The sequence below is a fragment of the Rhodocytophaga aerolata genome, from assembly GCF_030503435.1.
Lineage (GTDB): Bacteria > Bacteroidota > Bacteroidia > Cytophagales > 172606-1 > Rhodocytophaga > Rhodocytophaga aerolata.
On the sequence record NZ_JAUKPO010000001.1, the window covers coordinates 67,711 to 83,652 of the forward strand.

The window sequence follows — 15,942 nt, forward strand, 5'->3', positions numbered from 1 at the left end:
TTACATTTATGTCCAAATATCCATTTAAGATTACCCAGAGATATGCTGTTTATAAGGCGTTCGATGGTATTTGCCCATGGTGTAAGGAACCGGTGGATTTTATAGCATCTCACATCGATCATGTCCTACCGGAAGTACTGTTGGATGACTCGGCCAAGCTGGAAGATTTGAAGAAGGAATTCGGTCTTAATGATTCATTTAATATCAATGACTATGAGAATTGGGCTCCGCTGCATTCATATTGCAACCTAGAAAAGAATAAAAAAGTCTATAAAGGAGCGGGCTTTGTGCGAAAGATTCTTGAAAAATGCGAGAAAAATAAAAAGTCGGCGCAGTTAATAGAGATTAGGCTAAACCAGCAGCCAGAAAAGGCAAAGCTTTTGGCGCAGGTGCAAGATGCCATCCAAAGCAATCTTTTGAACATTTATGAATTACAAAAATTTGCACTAAAACCAGAGATTATGGATTCCAACGATGACGAATTAAATAACATTAAAAATGAATTGAATGGCAAAGTAGCCTACCAAAATAAAAAGATGTTGCACGACCTGTTGCGGATGATGAAAAACCAGACACGCGAATTTTTCCATGCGATGATGAAGGAAATGGGCGCAGATTGGGCATTCTCGATGTCAGGCGATGCTAAAACAGTTGACGGCGTAGAAGTGAAAACCTTAAAATATGGTTTGGTCAATCAGGTGGATAAACGTTTTGATACGACATTCATTCACGTGGAGCCAAGGTTTTCAAACAAGCAATTTATTATCGACCTAAAAGCCAAGGGCCAAATCCTTGAAACGGTCATATGTGACATTGAAAAGGGCGTAGACTGGTCAGTTTACCGGGATGCATTGAGAAAGCACCATAAAGCGGCGTTGCAGCAAATTCTGAAAACGATCAATGATTGACATCTTCATTGAGCACCTTATCGAATAGATCGGATTGTAATTATCAACAGAATTACATTTACTTTACTACTTAATTAAAAACGATAGAACAAATACTTGCTATATAGAACGAAGGTTATTTTTAATAAAACATTTATGTATTCATAAACAAGCATTACCTTATTCGTCTCTTCACTTTTCTATTTTTCACTGATTGTAAAGAAGCATTTATTTTCGCTAAATCTTTTCTGGTTTCAGTAGCATTATTGTACTGAGAAATCATTTTTGAGCCAGGCTGGCTCTCCTTTTGAGAAGGGAATTTACTCTCTATAACCGGATTCATATTTTTACCACTTGATTGATTGCCAGGGGTAATTTGCTTACTGTTAGGTGCTAGCAGTGCCAAACTTTTTCCTAAGCGACTTTCAATCTGTCTACGGCTATAGCTGCGTCCTAAAGCTGAGCCTTTGAATGTAACACCGCTATTCCGGTCGGTGAAGCTGATACCCCTTCCTAGATAGACTATAATACCTTGCTTTTTCAAGGCTATACTTAATTCGCTTAATGTCTGGCAAGCGGGCAGATGTGTGTCTATCAATTTTCTTAATTTATCTGCCTGAACACTGTTGCTTTGAGCATGGGGTTTTTGCTTGTTTTCTGTGACACTTAGCCCATACTTCTTTTCCATCTCTCTGCAAAAAAGCTGTATCCGCTCATAGTTCTTCTTGTCGGTAGCTGTATTTTGCCCATTCGCATTGATACGGTTGGCAATTATATGAAAATGTTCATGCGGTTTATCACGGTGGCGGAATACCAGATACTGGTTATGTTCAAAGCCAAATTCCCTGGCAAAATCACGGGCGATTTTCACCATAGTCTCATTACTGACATTCTCTCCAGGCGGAAAGTTAAAGGTCTGGTGCCAGATAAACTTTTCAGTTCTTGTATTCAATTGCGCTACCTGTTTGTACTGCGAAGCAAGATGCTGAACATGCAAATGTGTATTTGGCAGCTTAGTAACAAATAGTTCATTACTATATAGCAATTCACCACGGACTATCTTTTCTCCATTGCCGTCAGTAGCCTTTTTATCATAGTAACAGTAGTCTATTGCTCCGGCAGCACCAGCTCCCATGGATAATTTACCAATCATGCGAGTGTCAGGAATTGGTAGTGTAGCAGTAAGAGTTGTTTTACTTTTCCCAAAAGCTCATCTAGTTGCCTCAAATGCTGTTCACTCATCTTATTACTCTCTTTAAATTCATCTTTTACTTGCTCTATCAGATGTAATACTTGTTGTAACTCTTCCAGCCCATCTGCTTTTTCTAAGCTGAGGAATACACTCCGCTCCAGCCGTTCGATAGACTTTCTTAAGGAGAGATGGCTGCCCATGAGTAAGTCTTTTTCTATCGCAGAAAAATCTTTTTCCCTATGCGCCAGCAGTTGGATCAATCCTGATTTTTTCTTGAAGTCTGTTAGCAGTTCCATCAACTGGGAAGGGGCAAGACGTGCTTTGGGAATACGTATGCCCTTATCAAACAATCCATGCCGGAATAAGTCTGCCGGGCTTTTGCCAGTTTTTTCCTGCATCTGCCGGAGCTTTTTATCTTCTGGTTCAGATAAGAAGATCGTATATTTACTATTGCGTACTTGTGATACCTTCTTGGGAGGGCGGCCACCTTTTGGTTTAGCCATTGTTTTTAAATCAAGTTGACCTTCTACTTTCATAAATAGTCTATTAAGTTTGAAATCACTTTTACTTTCCGCCTCTATGAGCCTGAGCGAATAGAACCCGCATACTTGCGGTAAATTGCCTGCCATTATACGTTTTGCTGATAGCAAAACATAGCTTGCTTCCCCAACTCACACCTGACAATCTCTTCTATATGTTAATTATTGTAAGTAATTGTTCTTGTTTTATGCTGTTATGTATCTGAAGAATCAACCTTTCACTAGCTTTTCATAATCCTTTCATTACTTTGTCAATTATTCGCCTAATCATATGCATTTGTCATTTTCTTTTCACTATTTTGTCATAATCTTTTTATCAACTACCTGCTATGAGCATTATAACTAAAGAAGATATTATTCATGCGTTCCAGACCAATCAGAGAAAACGCAATTTGCTGCTATATACCTTTTACAAAGACACCTACTTTTCTCAAGGATTTACTGCTAAGTTCATTGCTGCCAAACTTTCAAAGGAATTAGGGTTGCCAATTTCAGAGAACATGGTGTTCCTGATCTTTCACCGGATTGCTAAGAAGAATAAAGAGTTAAAAACAGCAGCTGCTCCAATAAACTCCTCTCCTATCAATAAATTCATATCCCATCTACAGGGAAAAGAAAAATTCAAAGCCAATCATTCATCCGAAGTATTTGAATTCAAGAATGCCGATGAGTATCCTAAAAGCAATCCATTTGAACAAGTGCTGAAAAACATATAGGCTTTACTGGCTTATCTGCTGTTTAACAATCGTCATACCCGTAGCTCTTCCTTATTTTAATAAAATAATCCTTGCAAAAGTAGTCGAATTTAAACTACTTTTACCAAAAATACTATTATCCAGCTAAATTATCTTTTATGAAAAAGCTCATCTTCATTACCCAATCAAAAGGCGGTGCCGGAAAATCCATTCTCTCCTTTCTCTTAGCGGAGAAATACAAGGAAGCCATCATTTTAGATATGGATGATGCCACTAAAACGACTTCCTTGCAACTTGCTTACCGAAAGCCATTGCAGATTACTTTTCTTGATTCCAATAATGTCATTGACCGGGGTTTATTTAATGCCTTCCTGGAGCAGATCAGCGGAGCAAAAGCAGAATTGATCATCTGTGATTTGGGAGCCTCCATATCAGAACAACTACCTTTCTACCTTTCAGATGTACATGAATTTTTACCCCTTGTATTAGAAGAATTAGGTATTGATCTCCAATTGTATAGTATAGTGGGAGGTGCCAATATATTCACCCAGACCATGACTTATCTGGATTTACTGGTAAAATCAGCTAACGGGCAGTTTCAAATAAAAGTGATGAAAAATGAATTCTATGATTTCACCATTGATCAGAGCCAAACTTTAGAAAACTATGGAATTAAACACAACCTAGAGGTAATTCCTTTCAACATCAGTAAAGACAAAAACGAAAGTACACAGAACCGTATTAGGGAAGTTTTGAGGTCTGGTGAAGGAATAGCCAATGCTAGTATATTCTCAAGAATGTATTTCCAGAATGCCATTAAAAACTTAGCTATTTAACATGATTACTGAAAAAAGTATGTTATCTGAGCAAGATAAAAGGAATTTCTGTGCCCTAATGCTTGGGCAGTACGGGCTGCAGATTGATGTAGAGAATGAATTATTGCCTATGTTCCTTGTTGCCTACAGGGCTGCACAAATAAGTGAAGAAACTAGCTTGAAAACCAAAGAAAATATAGAGCAGATTATCACCCATTTTGAAAAAAATACAGCCGCCAAAATCAGCAAGTTAGAAATGAAGCAGTTTCATTTCAGCAGTTCCAAAAATGCCTTCTGGTTTGCATTTGGTAAGTATGGCGTATCAGTTGTGGTTATTTCTATACTTGCATTTTCAGGTTGGCTACTAAATCGTATGGATAAAAAGAAGGAACAGGATATAGAACATATATCTTATCTACTGGAAAAATCGCCTGTGCAGGAGAAAAAACTAAATGATACAATTGCAATCAGATTAATTACCTTGTTTCCTGCAAAAGATTTACAAAGTTCACTAGCTGGCAAAAACTATGTTTACTCAAAAGACTGTAATTGTATAGAAATTCCGCTTATATTTCTAGAGAGTTACTCATCAAAATGAGAATCACCTTACGAAAATAACTAATATCATTCCTTTATAGAGAAACGGTAGTACTTGTTATGCTTGAGTTGAAACAAAGCTAAAAGAGATAGAACTGCCTACACAACTATTACAAAATTTAGGTATCAGCACCTATTAATCTATGTCTGTGCTTTCATCACTGTGCTGAAAATGAACAGAGGATTGTCCGCTTCCGGACACTTACTGTATAAGCTTATGTAAACAAAAGTGCCTCAGCTACGCAAAAAGGCCTGTTTTATCTATTGGCAAAGCATTTGTCAAACAAATATGAAGATAATTACCTTTGTAGCCAATCATGGGAAAATCATACTTAGGTGAGTTTGAAGAAATGGTGCTCTTAACAGTGGCTCACCTGCAGAGTGATGCCTATGGAGCGGCTATTATGGAAGATATTCAACAGCGCACAGGCCGTATGGTCATCTTAAGCGCGGTGCATGTGGTACTCTACCGGCTGGAGGAAAAAGGATTGGTTACCTCTACAGTAGGTGGAGCTACTGCTGAAAGGGGCGGCCGTCGTAAACGTATCTTTACCATTACCGCTTATGGCATCCATACCTTAGCACAGATCAGGCAGCAAAGAGAAGAGCTATGGCAACTGATTCCTAAATCTATTAGACCTTCCACTTTATGAACAACAAGCTACAACCACCTTCTTGGATAGACACATTCCTCCAGATGCGGTTGCCGCAGGAACAGTTTGAGGAAGTGCAAGGTGATATGCATGAGTTGTATGTGCAATGGGTGAGTAAAATGAGCAAAAGTAAAGCCAACCGGATGTATCTGCTTAATGCTCTTACGTTTCTGAGGCCTTTGCCCAGACGTAATAAACATCATTACTCAACCCTTAGACCTTATTTACAAGCTAACTTCTTTGATATGTTATTCAACTACCTGATCATTGCCTTGCGCAACCTCATCCGGCAAAAAGCATTTTCTCTCATTAACATTTTTGGGCTGGCTATCAGTATGTCTGTAGGATTGCTCATTATCACGATGATTTCGGATACATTTTCCCTGGATAATTTTCACCAAAAGAAAGACCGGATCTATGGAGTGATCACTACGGATCAAGTTAGAGGGCAACCAGCTATGCATCTTGCCTCTAGCTCCGTAAGGGCCGGAAAACAGATCGGAGCAACGGTTCCAGGAGTAGAATCCGTTACTTTGCTGCGCCGGGGATTTGGCGGCGATGCTACCATAAAAGATACCAAAATTTCTCTTTCCGGATTATGGGCTAGTGAATCATTTTTTCAGGTATTTACTTTTCCATTGCTGCAAGGTGATCCGGCTACAGCACTAATAGAGCCTTATTCACTTGTGTTGACAGAAAAAACTGCCAAAAAGCTGTTTGGACAAGTGGATGTACTGGGTCAACAGATCAAGTTTGATACCCTTACCTATATAGTAACCGGCGTGATGAAAGACGTTCCTAAGCTGTCTCATATCCAGTTCGAAGCCCTAGTTTCTTTTGCTACCGTAGAGCTCCAGAAACCTGATACAGGCGATGGAGATTTCTTTGCCTGGGAAAATATTTACATGAATTATGCCTATCTGTTATTGTCCCAGAATGCCAACCCGCAAACTGTTCAGGTTAACCTCGATCAGTTGAGTGCTGCTCAGAATGCCTCTTTTACCAACCGGAAAATTACCCTGTCGCTTCTGCCCATAGCAAATATTTCAACTGGAGAAAGGTTGGTAAATCCGATTGGACCTACCTTTTTTAATAATGCAGCCAGATGGGTGCTGGCAGGTCTGGCGCTCATTGTGATTCTATCTGCTTGTTTCAATTATACCAATCTCTCCATTGCCCGTGCCTTACGGCGTTCCAAAGAAGTAGGCATCCGCAAAATGATTGGGGCCGCAAAAAGCCAGGTACTGGTTCAGTTTATTATGGAAGCCATCGTGATTTCTTTATTTTCCCTGATCTTTTCTTTTCTGCTGTTTCTCCTGCTACGTACCCAGTTCCTTTCGCTTGCCTCCCAGGCAGCTGATCTTTTTAGACTGGAGCTTTCGGCTGGGCTTGTAGTATATTTTGTGATATTTGCCATACTGGTGGGAATTACTGCGGGAATACTACCTGCCTTATTCTTCTCCCGCATTAATGCCATTCAGGTATTAAAAAACGCATCGCTAAAGTTATTTTACCACATTGCCTTGCGTAAAATATTGATCGTAATTCAGTATACATTTTCGCTCATTTTTATTACTACTACTATTATTGGCTTCAATCAGTACAAATCTTTTCTCACTTACGATTTAGGGTTTTCTACTGAAAATATACTTAACATACCGCTTCAGGGCAATTCAGGCAAACTCTTGAAAAATGAACTGACTCAATTGCCGGCTGTACAAGGTATATCAACATCTATGATGGTTAGCAGCCTGGGCAGTTTATATGGAGGTTCCATGAAATACAAAGATCCGGTTGATTCAGCAAATGTCTGGATGAATCATGTCGATGAGTACTATCTGCCACTGCATGAGTATACGTTTCTGGCCGGAAAAAACTTTAATGCCAAAGCAAATGCCGTATCAGAAAGCGAAATAATTGTAAATGAGCAGGTATTGAACCGGTTTGATATCGGAAAACGAGAGCCTGAGAAAGCTTTGGGAGAAGTTCTGACGGTGCAAGGTAAAAAACTAACCATTATAGGCGTAGTTAAAGATTTTCATTATGGAACGCTTGATAAAAACATAGAACCCACCATTCTGCGATATTCTAATGAACCGGGAGGCTACCTGAATGTAAAAATCCGGTCAACTGATTTACCGGCTACCCTGGCAAATATCAAGGCTGCCTGGAAAAAAATTGATCGGGTACATCCACTGGAAGCTAGCTTCTATGATGATCAGATTGAGCAAGCCTATAACCAGTATTCGGTTATGATAAAAATTATTGGCTTTCTGTCATTCCTGGCTATAAGTATTGCTTCTGTAGGCTTATTCGGCATGATAGTTTACAGCACCGAAACCAGACTGAAAGAAATAAGTATCCGCAAAGTATTGGGAGCCAGTGAAAGTTCGCTGATCTACCAGCTAAGTAAAGGATTTTTAGCCCTGCTCCTGATTGCTGCCTTTATAGCCCTGCCTGTTACCTACTTATTTTTCAACTTCGTGGTGTTGCGTGAATTTGTATATCACCAGCCTATCGGTATAAGTGAGTTGTTATTGGGCGTAGGTGTGGTTATGCTTCTAGCCATCATCATGATTGGGTCACAAACGCTAAAAGCCGCCCGGAACAATCCGGTAAATGTGCTGCGTAACGAGTAGTAAGAAGAAGATTTTAGAGCTTAGCATTTCATTTATGAGCCGGAAACCTCCATCAACTCTACCACCAAAGTGGATAGACCGCTTTCTGCAATGGCGCTTGCCCGAGGATCAGTTTGAAGAGGTGCAGGGGGATATGCAGGAATTATATGGGAAGTGGGTAAACGAAATGGGTAAAAAGAAAGCCAAATGGCTATATTTCCTACATGCCTTTACTTTTCTCAGGTTCTTGCCTAAGCGAAAGCCCTTCTTCAAAATTAACCAGTATTCACAAGCAAATTCTTTTCATATGATAGCAAACTATCTGAAAGTGGGATTCCGCAATGTCATTAGGCAGAAAGTCTATTCCTTCATTAATATTGGCGGACTGGCCATCGGACTCGCCTGTTGTATTACCATTGGGCTTTATATTTGGGATGAATACCAATATGACCGCTTCCACACAAACTACAGGCATATTTACCGGGTAGTAGAACAACAGACACAGGCCGGAACTTTGTATGACGTAGCCTCCACGCCAGGACCTCTGGCACCAGCTTTAAAAACGGACTTTGACGAGATAAAACAAACTTGCCGTATTAGTGAAGCCTGGTGGGCCGGCAACCTGCAAATCGGAGAGAAAATCATTGAACCTGAAGACATCTTGGTAGCTGATAACTCCTTCTTTCATGTATTTGATTTTAAACTAATTGAGGGAAATCCCCAAAAAGTACTGTTGAATCCGGATGAGGTGGTGATTAGCGAAACTTTAGCCAAAAGGTTTTTTGGTGCAGACTATGCGAACGCTGGTAACATTCTGGGCCGGCAAATCAGGTTGAAAGATGGACGGCTGTTAACCCTGGCAGGGGTAGCAGAGAATCCGCCACTACATTCGCAAATCCAGTTTGATGCATTGCTTTCCTGCCGCTACGATGAACTAAATTCTGACAATTACAAATGGAATGGTAATAATTACCAGACCTATGTTTTAGTAAGTCAGGATGCAGATGTGGCAGCATTGAACGAGAAGCTGAAGAATTATCTGCAAAAACACATTACGCTGACTAATGCTACCACCCTTTCCTTACAACCCTTATCTGCTATTTATCTCTACTCCGATTTTGACTTTCTTACCGACCGGGGAAAAAGAGGAAATATCACCTATGTACGGGTTTTCATGGCTGTAGGCACCATTGTATTGCTGATTGCCTTATTCAATTTTATTAATCTTTCTACGGCACGGGCCATGAGCCGGGCCAAAGAAGTAGGTGTGCGGAAGGTAATAGGGGCCTTACGCAAACAGCTCATTGTTCAGTTTTTGAGTGAAGCATCAAGTATGACTGTAATCGCTGTAATTCTTTCTTTACTTCTCTTGAAGCTCTTTTTGCCTATACTCAACGACATTGCCGGAAAATCAATTGCTATTCCTTTCGGAGATGCTGCTTTTGTATTAGCCCTGCTCGGTTTCACGCTCATGGTGAGCTTGCTGGCTGGCATATATCCTGCCTTGTATCTGTCTCATTTTAAACCAGTAAAAGTCCTAAAAGGATTTCAATCCCTGCAGTCGGCGCAGTTTTTCAGGCAGAGCCTGGTCATAAGCCAGTTTGCTTTATCGGTGATACTGATCACCGGAACGATTGTCATTTACAAACAGCTGGCATTCATGCAAAACAAAAATCTGGGTTTTGATAAGTCTCAGTTATTGCATGTATATCTACCTAGTGACCTGCGCAACAAAGCATCTGTGATAAAAACAGATTTAGAAAATCTAACCAGCATTGCCCGAGTAGCAAGCACCTCTGGTAATCTGGTAGATATCAATCAGTCTACTACACATTTTGCATGGGAAGCACAAGAATCTGGCGCTTCTATCTTAATCACCCATCTGAATATAGATCCTGATTTTCTTTCCACGACCGGAATGACTTTGCTTGCCGGCAGAAATTTCAATCCGGCCATTACAACAGATACTTCTTCAGCTTATATCATCAACGAAACAGCCGCCAGACAAATGGGCTGGACGGTAGATGAAGCAATCGGGAAAAAAATCAGCTTTTGGGATATAGAGGGAAATGTAATTGGGGTTGTAAAAGATTTTCACTTCCGGCCTATGACAACCGCTATTGCACCCTTACTTTTCCGCTACTGGCCAAAAGAATCCATTTCAGGGTTGTTTGTGAAAGCAAAAGCAAATAGGGTAAAAGAAGCTATTTCCACTATTGCACAAATACATAAAAAATACAATATCTCAACTGCTCTGGATTACCAGTTTGTAGACCAGATGCTGGAAAAGCAATACCGTACAGAGCAAAATACTGCCCATATTGTCTTTTATTTTTCTATACTGGCCATTGTGGTATCATGCCTCGGCTTATTTGGTCTGGCTACCCATACAGCAGAAAGACGAACCAAAGAGATAGGGGTCCGGAAAGTACTGGGCGCTTCTGTTGCCAATATTATTCTGCTCTTCTCTAAAGACTTTCTGAAGCTTATCCTTATTTCATTTTTAATTGCTTCCCCTATTGCCTGGTATGCCATGCATAGATGGCTGCAAGATTTTGCTTACAGCATAAACGTAGAATGGTGGATTTTCTTATTTACAGGCTTGTTAGTGGTTACTATAACTTCTCTTACGGTAAGTTTTCAAGCGATCAAAGCAGCATTTGTTAACCCAGTGGAATCTTTACGCAACGAATAATATTAATCAGACAAACACCATTACTGATGGTGGAGAAATAGCATATGTATTAGTATGAGCAATTATCGCCTTTAGACTATATAAATCAAAGCATATTTCACGCTACTATGCACTGTCTCTCTTCATGGCTACTTCACATTCTTCTTCAGCCATACATTTTCCTTCAAATACACATATATTGATATCTGAGAAAACATTATGATGGCGGCCAATATCAGCCATCATAGAATGTATCAGTCGTTCATGGATATTGTAGCAGGTAATTAATATTTCTTTTTCCTGTTTACAGAAGCACCATCGCTGATAAGATTGTGTAGCTATATAGTCTAACGTTTGATATAAATTGATAAGCTCAAATACCCATATATTTGTTTTAACTTCCTTTAAGGAGATACACTTCTCTGATAAAACAAGTAGATTCTGATCTTTTTTAAAGAATAATTCCGGTACATGATTTGTTTTCATAGCGATGGCTGTATTTATAAAATATATCTTATAGAACTCTTACTTTATCGTTAGTAAATTTCTTCTAAACTATGATTTTATAAACAGGCCTTCAATACTCCATATGGAGTATTTCTATAAGCTAAAATGATTATTCGCTATTCTTTCGCAGGAATAAATACAAAATTTATTTTGTCATTGGTACATATTTTACCCAATACAACACCTTTTAACTTTATTGACAATACTCTATAAGGAGTATTTATCTACTCTTTTATAACTAAATTTTCATGTAATCTATTGATACTTCACATATGCATGGAAGAGGATAATTTAAAATGCATTTAAAAAATATTTTCTTCCTATCGAAGCAGTAATTTCATTTTTCAAACTTTTTTATTAAAGCCAGTTTATTCTGCACATCCACTTTCTTAAATATATTTTGAGCATGTGTTTTTACTGTGAACTCCGATATAAATAACTCCTCTCCTATTTTTTTATAAGTAATTCCTTCAATCAACCGTTTAGTTATTTCCGTTTCTTGAGATGTAAGGTTATATACTTTACAATTATGCTCAAATCTGATTTTTTTCTGTTCCATCCCATCTATAAGTATTTCTTCTTGCCCATCCGACATGATTTTTACAGAATGAGAAGCAAATTGGTTGAGCAAGGCTTTTCGTTGCCTGCTATGGCTGGTAAGCACAGCCTCCACCTTGTATAGTAATTCTGTCATAGAGAAAGGCTTTTGTATAACATCCAGCGCACCCATGTTGAGGCCTGCTAATTTATCTTTTTGAGTAGATTTAGCTGTGATAAACAAAAAGGGAATGTGATTATACCGTTCAGTGTCAGAAATAATTTTGGCAAGCTTAAAGCCATCCATCCCGTCCATCATGATATCAGAAATGATCAACTGAGGAATTGGCATTTCTTTTAACTTCCGCAAAGCCTCGGTTCCATTCCGGGAAGCATACACATTATATTTTTTACCCAGTTTTTTTAGTAGATAACTCAGCAGTTCCAGGTTATCTTCTACCAGAAGTATAGTTTGTTGGCTATCCTTAAATACAGGTTCATCTACCTGATAATTCTCAAAACTAAAGCTTGGCCGATCATCAACCTTAAATTCAATCTCCAGTTCTTTATCAGTACTGATATGCTTTTCAAGTGTTATGATTATTTCTGTACCTGGCTCTTTTTCCGGGTTACTATGAATGATAATATGTCCGTGTAAACTATCTACAATACTTTTTACGATCGATAAACCTAGTCCCATACCCTGAGAATTACTTTTCTCATTATTGATCTGGTAATAGGGTTCAAAGAGTTTGTTATGAAGCTCTGGAGAAATCCCTATTCCTTTATCTTTTATTGAAAAATGAATTTCATTAGCATGCGCCTGCAGTTTTACTTCTATACTTCCTTCTTCTGGAGAAAACTTAATAGCATTCTCAATTAAATTATTAATAATGCGGTCAAGAGATTGAGGATGAGCCTTGATCAATAGATCCGGTTCTATATACTCTATCAGTTTTATTTTTCTCTTGCTGCAATACACTTTGAATAGCACTAAATTGTCAGCAAGTATGCGGCTAAAATTAGATACATAGCGATGACTATATACATCTAATCCTTTGTTAAAACGTTCTAAATCAAAGAAATTAATAATGTCTTTGCTCAGTTTGTCAATATTGTTTTTTACTACTTTTAACTCATCTGCCAGTTCTTCCGGATCATCTAGTTTGGCTATGTACTCCTCAAAATAGTTTTTAATGAGCGTCAATGGGGTTTTGGTTTCATGAGCCAGATTGACAAAAAAGTTTGTTTTCTGTTCATTACTCTGCTCTAATTGCCTGGTTCGTTCTTTTACTTTTTCTGTTAAACTTTCATTTAATTCCTGCAATTTATTGTATTCATATCTTTGCTGATGGACTGTTTTCCTAACAAATAACACAGTCATCACAAAAAAGCCTGTATTGGAACACAAATATTCATATGCCTGGCTGGCTTGAAAATAGGTTACAATTGGCACTCCAAACCATGAGGAGTAGGCTATATAAAGGCCAATCATTTCCATTACATCTGGTTTGCCCTTATTTTCCTTGTACTTCCCTATAACAGACTTTGTGATGGAATAAAACAGAATCAGTGAATAAACGATAGGAAAAGACATCGCTATTTTAGCAGCATATTCCAAGTCATCGGTTCTATAGTATAGATAAACAAAAAGCACATAAGGGATAAATAGATAAATGAACCAGCCATAGTAGGTATGAAACCGCAGATTTTTTAAATCAAATCCTTTATAAAAGTAATAGGGAAAATAGGCTGCCATCAAGAATCCGGTACTGTATGAAATACAGTTTTGTAACTGTACCGGTATTTCTATGTTTTTGTCTGGCAGCAGGCCTCCCACTATGTTATAGATGATGAGCAGAAATAACAAGATCAGGTACCGTAATCTGCTTTTATCGGTGGGTCTGGAGATAAAAAAGATTAACTGGTAGAAGAACATAACTATTTCCAGGGCAGAGAACACAAATGTCACCACGTGCATCTCCGTTCCCGGTATGCGCATTTCAAGTAAACCCATAAGTAGATAGATTAAAAATTAGCTGGTTTTTCTCATACAATAGAGTGTATGCCCAAAATTGAGTTGATTATAGACTTCAAAACCTGATTTCAGGTAAAAGGGAACATTATCAGGCATGGAAGTTTCTAAATAGAGAGGTCTTTTCTTATGCTTGCTTTCCGCAATTATTTCATTTAATAAAGTCTTTCCTATACCTTTACCTTGGTGTGCAGGATCTACGCCCAGGAACCATAAATAGAAAACGGGCTGCTCTTTTGGATACCCACTATGTATTTTCGATTCTCTGCTTAATACACGTTTCACACGGTCTAAACCTATTACTTTCAGAGCTAATTGAGCATCTAATGCTATAGTTTTCAGGGTTGTTTTTTTACTATCAGGCAGTAAAGTGAGAGCGCAGGCTTTTTTGTCATTGGAAAGGTAGATAGTCCCAAACAAGTAGCATACTTCGAAGGAGTATTCCATTAACTTTTTTATTCGCACCTTCCGCTTCTCATCCTGCTTTACCGTGTAGTTGACACTGTTATTCGTATCAAATGCTTTAGATAGAATTTCTACAATTAGTGGCTTGTCACTATAAGTTGCTTTAATCATTAGGCTGGTTTTATTTTTGTAAACAAACTAGCGCAAATATTATATTATTTCAGGTTTATATGCATTACTTTTTAAATAAATTTTCAAAAATATATATAGAAATACTTATATAAACTACGTATTTGCTTGCTTATCAGTCAAATCAGCGTCTTCAACTTTTTCTATAATATACACATCTTCTTCCTTTTTGTCAGGCATAAACTTTCTAGTGATAGAAGCCCTGTAGCCAAGTGCACTTAGGATCTTAAGCAGAAACTGAGGTACATAATAACTCATGCTGCCATTCTTAATTTTAACTACGCCTTTATAATTCAGATTATGATCCGTACACCATTTTTTTAAAGCACCATGTTTTGCACTCATTTCTTTTAAATGCTGCTGAATCAATTCGACACACTGACTATAGCTGCGTGTATGCGGTACATTTTTTTCCATTCTTTTAAAATTGCCTATAGCAATAGCGTGAAGCTTCCAGTTTATACAATAAATAGTTAATAGACAGGCATTTAACCTATCTAGGTGTTGTCAAATCAAATAATTCAATTAAATTTTTTGTAAAGAAAAGATTGTAATTTCAATTCACTAGCAAAAAAATAATATTTTTTTCTTGCAAAAGTAGTCGCAATTAAACTACATTTGATAAAGTAGTCGTAAAACAGCTATTAAGTTAAGTTTTAGTCATTACTTCCATGATGCATTACATGCTTCTTTCTATCCAACTTATACCCCATTACCTAATCCTGGCAGCTCTAGTAATTGTTGCACACTGGATCTGGATATTTGGTATCAAAAAAGGTAGGCACCAAAGTAAGATTACTACTAAAGGGTATCAAACAGGAGGTAGTTACTCCAATTCGTCTTCTCAGTATAATGCTGATCAAGAGGCTTTGATCATTTCAAGACCCTCCTTACCAGAACAATTTCTTGTAAATAAATTTTCCGGTTCTACCCACGAAGCATTAAATGCCACAAGTTCAGATGAACTTGTGGCCAGCCAGATACCTGCTGAAGAACAGGAAGACACTCACTACTTAGGCGAGCTAACCCAAAAGCAGGCTGATTTTGATATTGTATCCGCCATAAAAGCATTAGCAGAAGAGGAGTTAGATGCAGACGGTTTTAAAACACTTCAGGAGATAGCTACTATTACTGTAGCTACAGACAAACAGTATCCCGATGTTGTGGAGGAGATCAAAGATATACTTACCTCACCTGCTGATGGATCCAAGGACATACCTTTTATCATATAGCCAATAATTCATAATCAATAATTTAACACCCAAATCCTTCAACCCATGAAAAAGCGTTTCCTTTTAGTTACCGCTATGTTTATTTTATGTGTAGTAACCCTGCAGGCCCAAGACGAAATTGAAGTTCTGAAAAACCAGATTGCCTCCACTAATACCAGTATGCGAAGTACGTATATTATGATTCGGAACCTGATCTATGTGATATGCGGAATCATCGGTTTATCCATTCTACCAGGAAAATACCAGAAAATGCAATCTGGTGATCCGGATGCAGGTAAATCTATGCTGAACTGGGGTGGTGCACTCGTATTTGTCGCTGTAGGTGCATACGTTCTTCAACTTATCTTTTTTGCCGGATAATGATAAG

The 15,942-nt window shown here is 38.3% G+C and carries 15 protein-coding genes; 9 read left to right on the plus strand and 6 right to left on the minus strand.

Going from position 1 to position 15,942, the window contains the following annotated elements; all coding sequences use genetic code 11:
* The first annotated feature begins 8 nt into the window (after positions 1-8).
* Entirely contained in the window at positions 9-908 is a 900-nt protein-coding gene (locus Q0590_RS00240; RefSeq protein WP_302035457.1) for an HNH endonuclease, read from the plus strand.
* A gap of 154 nt (positions 909-1,062) precedes the next feature.
* Here the strand turns inward: Q0590_RS00240 and Q0590_RS00245 are convergent, their stop codons facing one another.
* Positions 1,063-2,040, minus strand: a complete 978-nt coding sequence (locus Q0590_RS00245; RefSeq protein WP_302035458.1) for a relaxase/mobilization nuclease domain-containing protein — start codon at positions 2,038-2,040, stop codon at positions 1,063-1,065.
* Positions 2,037-2,582 (minus strand): hypothetical protein, encoded by a 546-nt coding sequence (locus tag Q0590_RS00250; protein WP_302035459.1) that lies wholly within the window; start codon positions 2,580-2,582, stop codon positions 2,037-2,039. The genes Q0590_RS00245 and Q0590_RS00250 overlap by 4 nt, the downstream gene beginning before the upstream one ends.
* Before the next feature lie 365 nt (positions 2,583-2,947).
* Between Q0590_RS00250 and Q0590_RS00255 the strand changes: the two genes are divergently transcribed.
* The 6 genes from Q0590_RS00255 to Q0590_RS00280 all read left to right on the plus strand — a co-directional run bounded on the left by Q0590_RS00255 (position 2,948) and on the right by Q0590_RS00280 (position 10,691).
* Complete coding sequence (locus tag Q0590_RS00255) at positions 2,948-3,334, plus strand: hypothetical protein (protein ID WP_302035460.1); 387 nt, start codon at positions 2,948-2,950, stop codon at positions 3,332-3,334.
* Between the two features lie 137 nt (positions 3,335-3,471).
* Positions 3,472-4,149 (plus strand): P-loop NTPase family protein, encoded by a 678-nt coding sequence (locus Q0590_RS00260; RefSeq protein ID WP_302035461.1) that lies wholly within the window; start codon positions 3,472-3,474, stop codon positions 4,147-4,149.
* A gap of 157 nt (positions 4,150-4,306) precedes the next feature.
* Complete coding sequence (locus Q0590_RS00265; protein ID WP_302035462.1) at positions 4,307-4,726, plus strand: hypothetical protein; 420 nt, start codon at positions 4,307-4,309, stop codon at positions 4,724-4,726.
* 316 nt (positions 4,727-5,042) lie between these two features.
* Positions 5,043-5,378, plus strand: coding sequence for a PadR family transcriptional regulator (locus Q0590_RS00270; protein WP_302035463.1), 336 nt, complete (start codon positions 5,043-5,045; stop codon positions 5,376-5,378).
* Positions 5,375-8,017 (plus strand): ABC transporter permease, encoded by a 2,643-nt coding sequence (locus tag Q0590_RS00275; RefSeq protein ID WP_302035464.1) that lies wholly within the window; start codon positions 5,375-5,377, stop codon positions 8,015-8,017. The genes Q0590_RS00270 and Q0590_RS00275 overlap by 4 nt, the downstream gene beginning before the upstream one ends.
* A gap of 34 nt (positions 8,018-8,051) precedes the next feature.
* Positions 8,052-10,691 carry an ABC transporter permease gene (locus Q0590_RS00280; protein ID WP_302035465.1) on the plus strand — a complete coding sequence of 880 codons (2,640 nt, stop codon included), beginning with the start codon at positions 8,052-8,054 and terminating at the stop codon, positions 10,689-10,691.
* 105 nt (positions 10,692-10,796) lie between these two features.
* Here Q0590_RS00280 and Q0590_RS00285 read toward each other — a convergent pair whose 3' ends face one another.
* The 4 genes from Q0590_RS00285 to Q0590_RS00300 all read right to left on the minus strand — a co-directional run bounded on the left by Q0590_RS00285 (position 10,797) and on the right by Q0590_RS00300 (position 14,760).
* The gene (locus Q0590_RS00285; RefSeq protein WP_302035466.1) at positions 10,797-11,156 is read right to left on the minus strand and encodes a hypothetical protein; all 360 of its coding nucleotides are present in this window, start codon (positions 11,154-11,156) and stop codon (positions 10,797-10,799) included.
* A gap of 358 nt (positions 11,157-11,514) precedes the next feature.
* A complete protein-coding gene (locus tag Q0590_RS00290; protein ID WP_302035467.1) occupies positions 11,515-13,731 on the minus strand; it encodes an ATP-binding response regulator in 2,217 nt (738 codons plus the stop codon).
* Between the two features lie 18 nt (positions 13,732-13,749).
* Positions 13,750-14,325 carry a GNAT family N-acetyltransferase gene (locus Q0590_RS00295; protein ID WP_302035468.1) on the minus strand — a complete coding sequence of 192 codons (576 nt, stop codon included), beginning with the start codon at positions 14,323-14,325 and terminating at the stop codon, positions 13,750-13,752.
* Between the two features lie 114 nt (positions 14,326-14,439).
* On the minus strand, positions 14,440-14,760 hold the full coding sequence (locus tag Q0590_RS00300; RefSeq protein ID WP_302035469.1) for a hypothetical protein: 321 nt from the start codon (positions 14,758-14,760) through the stop codon (positions 14,440-14,442).
* A gap of 254 nt (positions 14,761-15,014) precedes the next feature.
* Here Q0590_RS00300 and Q0590_RS00305 point away from each other — a divergent pair, with 254 nt between their 5' ends.
* Positions 15,015-15,575: a hypothetical protein gene (locus tag Q0590_RS00305; RefSeq protein ID WP_302035470.1), complete on the plus strand. Its 561-nt coding sequence runs from the start codon at positions 15,015-15,017 to the stop codon at positions 15,573-15,575.
* A 45-nt stretch (positions 15,576-15,620) separates the two neighbouring features.
* Positions 15,621-15,935 carry a DUF4134 family protein gene (locus Q0590_RS00310; protein ID WP_162441477.1) on the plus strand — a complete coding sequence of 105 codons (315 nt, stop codon included), beginning with the start codon at positions 15,621-15,623 and terminating at the stop codon, positions 15,933-15,935.
* Positions 15,936-15,942 lie beyond the last annotated feature (7 nt).

Excerpts from the sequence above, each read along its gene's own strand:
- Q0590_RS00240 (WP_302035457.1), top strand. The coding sequence starts at position 9 with ATGTCCAAATATCCATTTAAGATTACCCAGAGATATGCTGTTTATAAG.
- Q0590_RS00245 (WP_302035458.1), bottom strand. The coding sequence starts at position 2,040 with ATGATTGGTAAATTATCCATGGGAGCTGGTGCTGCCGGAGCAATAGAC.
- Q0590_RS00250 (WP_302035459.1), bottom strand. The coding sequence starts at position 2,582 with ATGGCTAAACCAAAAGGTGGCCGCCCTCCCAAGAAGGTATCACAAGTA.
- Q0590_RS00255 (WP_302035460.1), top strand. The coding sequence starts at position 2,948 with ATGAGCATTATAACTAAAGAAGATATTATTCATGCGTTCCAGACCAAT.
- Q0590_RS00260 (WP_302035461.1), top strand. The coding sequence starts at position 3,472 with ATGAAAAAGCTCATCTTCATTACCCAATCAAAAGGCGGTGCCGGAAAA.
- Q0590_RS00270 (WP_302035463.1), top strand. The coding sequence starts at position 5,043 with ATGGGAAAATCATACTTAGGTGAGTTTGAAGAAATGGTGCTCTTAACA.
- Q0590_RS00275 (WP_302035464.1), top strand. The coding sequence starts at position 5,375 with ATGAACAACAAGCTACAACCACCTTCTTGGATAGACACATTCCTCCAG.
- Q0590_RS00280 (WP_302035465.1), top strand. The coding sequence starts at position 8,052 with ATGAGCCGGAAACCTCCATCAACTCTACCACCAAAGTGGATAGACCGC.
- Q0590_RS00285 (WP_302035466.1), bottom strand. The coding sequence starts at position 11,156 with ATGAAAACAAATCATGTACCGGAATTATTCTTTAAAAAAGATCAGAAT.
- Q0590_RS00290 (WP_302035467.1), bottom strand. The coding sequence starts at position 13,731 with ATGGGTTTACTTGAAATGCGCATACCGGGAACGGAGATGCACGTGGTG.
- Q0590_RS00295 (WP_302035468.1), bottom strand. The coding sequence starts at position 14,325 with ATGATTAAAGCAACTTATAGTGACAAGCCACTAATTGTAGAAATTCTA.
- Q0590_RS00300 (WP_302035469.1), bottom strand. The coding sequence starts at position 14,760 with ATGGAAAAAAATGTACCGCATACACGCAGCTATAGTCAGTGTGTCGAA.
- Q0590_RS00305 (WP_302035470.1), top strand. The coding sequence starts at position 15,015 with ATGATGCATTACATGCTTCTTTCTATCCAACTTATACCCCATTACCTA.
- Q0590_RS00310 (WP_162441477.1), top strand. The coding sequence starts at position 15,621 with ATGAAAAAGCGTTTCCTTTTAGTTACCGCTATGTTTATTTTATGTGTA.